At 66.2% G+C, this 3878-nt stretch carries 2 protein-coding genes and 1 pseudogene; 2 read left to right on the forward strand and 1 reads right to left on the reverse strand.

The window, feature by feature from the left end:
• Positions 1–207: 207 nt before the first annotated feature.
• Both clpB and QZ709_RS15475 read left to right on the forward strand, forming a co-directional pair.
• A complete protein-coding gene (gene clpB / locus QZ709_RS15470; RefSeq protein WP_294638286.1) occupies positions 208–2802 on the forward strand; it encodes an ATP-dependent chaperone ClpB in 2595 nt (864 codons plus the stop codon).
• A gap of 168 nt (positions 2803–2970) precedes the next feature.
• A complete protein-coding gene (locus QZ709_RS15475; RefSeq protein WP_294638287.1) occupies positions 2971–3633 on the forward strand; it encodes a type IV pili methyl-accepting chemotaxis transducer N-terminal domain-containing protein in 663 nt (220 codons plus the stop codon).
• Positions 3634–3641: 8 nt separating this feature from the next.
• On the opposite strand, the pseudogene QZ709_RS15480 reads toward QZ709_RS15475, so the two are convergent.
• Positions 3642–3878, reverse strand: a pseudogene (locus tag QZ709_RS15480) (MBL fold metallo-hydrolase); the annotation flags it as partial.

Genomic DNA, 3878 nt, shown 5'->3' on the forward strand with positions numbered 1-3878 from the left:
CGCTCGAGCAGGATCTGGCGCGGGCCGATGCTAGCCTCTACGAAGCCAAGCATCAGGGGCGCAATCGGGTGATGGTGGCGCCGTCCGCGACCTCTTGATTTTGCTCAAGATGACGTGCAGCCCTGTCAGGGTGGGACTTGAAATGCGCCACGCCCGCCCACACTCTTGGACGCATCGGTGCCGATATCCGGTGCCCCAGGAGTACCCATGCGACTCGACAAACTCACCACCAAATTTCAGGAAGCGCTGACGGAGGCCCAGAGCCTGGCCGTCACCCGAGACAACCCCTACATCGAGCCGGCCCACATCCTGCTGGCCATGCTGCGTCAGGAAGACGGCCCCAGGGCCCTGCTTGAGCGCGCCGGCGTGAAGGTGCCGGCGCTGGCTGCGGCGCTGGAAAAGCAGATCGACAAGCTGCCCCAGGTGCAGGGTGCCGATCAGGTCCAGGCCGGCCGGGACACCATCGGCCTGCTGCAGGGCGCCGAGAAAGAGGCCCACAAGGCCGGCGACCCCTACATCGCCAGCGAGATGTTCCTGCTGGCGCTGACCGACCACAAGGGCGACACCGCCGCGCTGGCGCGCGACCACGGTCTGACCCGCAAATCGCTCGAAACCGCCGTCAAGGCCGTCCGTGGAGACCAGAAAGTGGACAACCCTGAAGCCGAAGGCCAGCGCGAGGCGCTGAAGAAGTACACGCTGGACCTGACCGAGCGCGCGCGGCAGGGCAAGCTCGACCCGGTCATCGGCCGCGACGAGGAAATCCGCCGCGCCATCCAGGTGCTGCAGCGCCGTTCCAAGAACAACCCTGTGCTCATCGGTGAGCCCGGCGTGGGCAAGACCGCCATTGTCGAAGGCCTGGCCCAGCGCATCGTGGCCGGCGAGGTGCCCGATTCGCTGAAGAACAAGCGCGTGCTGGTGCTGGACATGGCCCTGCTGCTGGCCGGTGCCAAGTACCGCGGCGACTTCGAAGAACGCCTGAAGGGTGTGCTCAAGGAAGTGGCCAAGGACGAAGGCCAGACCATCATGTTCATCGACGAGATCCACACCATGGTCGGTGCGGGCAAGGCCGATGGCGCGATGGACGCGGGCAACATGCTCAAGCCCGCCCTGGCGCGCGGCGAGCTGCACTGCATCGGTGCGACCACGCTCGACGAATACCGCAAGTACATCGAGAAGGATGCCGCGCTGGAGCGCCGCTTCCAGAAGATCCTCGTGGGTGAACCCACGGTCGAGGCCACCATCGCCATCCTGCGCGGCCTGCAGGAAAAGTACGAGGTGCACCACGGCGTCGAGATCACCGACCCGGCCATCGTGGCTGCGGCCGAGCTGTCCAACCGCTACATCACCGACCGCTTCCTGCCGGACAAGGCCATCGACCTGATCGACGAGGCCGCCGCCAAGATCAAGATCGAGATCGACTCCAAGCCCGAGGCACTGGACCGCCTGGACCGCCGCCTCATCCAGCTCAAGATCGAGCGCGAGGCCGTGCGCCGCGAGACCGACGAGGCCTCGATCAAGCGCCTGGGCCTCATCGAAGAAGAGATCACCCGCCTGCAGAAGGAATACGCCGACCTGGAAGACATCTGGAAGGCCGAGAAGGCGACCGCACAGGGCTCAGCCACCGTGAAGGAAGAGATCGACAAGATCCGATTCCAGATCGAGGAACTCAAGCGCAAGGGCGACTTCAACAAGGTGGCCGAGCTGCAGTACGGCAAGCTGCCCGAGCTGGAAAAGCGCCTGAAGGACGCGCAGGAGAAGGAATCGGCCAAGGGCAAGGCGGGCGACAAGCCCACGCTGCTGCGCACCCAGGTCGGCGCCGAAGAGATCGCCGAGGTCGTGGCGCGGGCCACCGGCATCCCGGTCAGCAAGCTGATGCAGGGCGAGCGCGACAAGCTGCTGTCGATGGAGCAGAAGCTGCACGAGCGCGTGGTCGGCCAGGACGAAGCCATCGTGGCTGTGTCCGACGCCATCCGCCGCTCGCGTGCCGGCCTGTCGGACCCCAACCGCCCGTATGGCTCCTTCCTGTTCCTCGGCCCCACCGGCGTCGGCAAGACCGAGCTGTGCAAGGCGCTGGCCGGCTTCCTGTTCGACAGCGAAGACCACCTCATCCGCATCGACATGAGCGAGTTCATGGAGAAGCACTCGGTCAGCCGCCTGATCGGCGCGCCTCCGGGCTATGTGGGCTACGAAGAGGGCGGCACGCTGACCGAAGCCGTGCGCCGCAAGCCCTACAGCGTGGTGCTGCTGGATGAGGTCGAGAAGGCCCACCCGGACGTCTTCAACGTGCTGCTGCAGGTGCTGGACGATGGTCGCCTGACCGATGGCCAGGGCCGTACGGTGGACTTCAAGAACACCGTCATCGTGATGACCTCGAACCTGGGCTCGCACCACATCATGCAGATGGCCGGCCAGCCCGCCGAGGACATCAAGGATGCCGTGTGGGTCGAGGTGAAACAGCACTTCCGCCCCGAATTCCTGAACCGCATCGACGAAGTGGTGGTCTTCCATGCGCTCGACCAGGCGCACATCGAATCGATCGCGAAGATCCAGCTCAAGGGCCTGGAGGCGCGCATCGCGCAGATGGACATGAAGCTGGACGTCAGCCCGGCTGCCCTGGCCGAACTGGCCAAGGTCGGCTTCGACCCGGTCTTCGGTGCGCGGCCGCTCAAGCGGGCGATCCAGCAGCGCATCGAGAACCCGGTGGCCAAGCTCATCCTGCAAGGGCAGTTCGGGCCCAAGGACGTGATCCCGGTGGACGTCGACACGTCAGGACACTTCCAGTTCGCGAGGGTGGTGCACTGATCGTCTCCCGGGGCACAGCGCCTTGCCAGAGGGCCACGACACCGTGGCCCTTTTTGCGTTTTTGTGCGCTGTCTTTGGCGTGTCTGCGACATGCCGGGATGCCCGCAGGTGTCAAAGGGCGCAAGCGCGTATGCTTGCCGTCTCGCTTGTCCTTTGCCGGTCTGTCCCATGCTTCCGCCCCATCCCCCGGTCGCCGGGTTTGCGGTCACGCCGCCTGATGCCGACGTCCTGTCCCGCCTGATCAACCTGTCGGGCCGACAGCGCATGCTGTCGCAGCGCCTGACGTTGTTTGTCGTGCTGGCCGGGCAGGGGCAGGCCGAGGCATTGCTGGTTGCCGAAGAGGTCCTCCAGCAGCTTCGGTCAAGTCATCGGCGGCTGGTGGAAGGGGAGGAAGGCTGGCCCGGTTTGTTCAGCGAGCACCTGCGCCAGGTGTTCGACGGGCCAACCCAGGCACGCCAGCGCATCCAGGCCTTCATGGGGCTGGCCGAGCAGATCCTGAGCAGCCTCAGGCAGGGCGTGCCCCTCGCACCGGCCGTGCAGTCCGGTCTGGTCGAGTCGGCCACGGCGGTGCTCAGCCTGTTCAACCTGGTCACCCAGGCCTTCGAGCAGGAAGCGCAGAATCTGGCCCGCAGCCAGCAGCAGCAGCGTGACCAGATGGGCACGACCTTGCGCGCATTGGCGCACGAGGCTCGGCAGATTCTTTATGACACCCGCGCCGCAGTGGACGAGGCCGGCCCATGTGCCGAGACCTTGCGTGGTCTCTCAGGCCGAATGGGCGGCCTGACGGACGGCATGGACCGGCTGGCTCGGGCGGCGAGCTCGCTGGGCTGACGCCACCTTCAGGAGACGGGCTCGGAAGCTTCGCTGGCCGGTCTTCCGGGAAGCTGCCACGTTTCGCCGATCGCCAGGGTGCGAAATGCCGCTGCTGACCGGTTCGCGGCGCGCAGGGCTCTCGCCAGCGCCCGCGGGGGCTCGTCCAGCGCCTCGTCGGTCAGCTGGAACGTGCCCCAGTGCACGGCCAACGCCCGCTTGCAACCCAGGTCCTGGAAGATCTGAACGGCTTCCTCGGGGTTGCA

This window comes from uncultured Aquabacterium sp. (assembly GCF_913773725.1).
In the GTDB taxonomy this organism is placed as follows: domain Bacteria; phylum Pseudomonadota; class Gammaproteobacteria; order Burkholderiales; family Burkholderiaceae_C; genus Aquabacterium.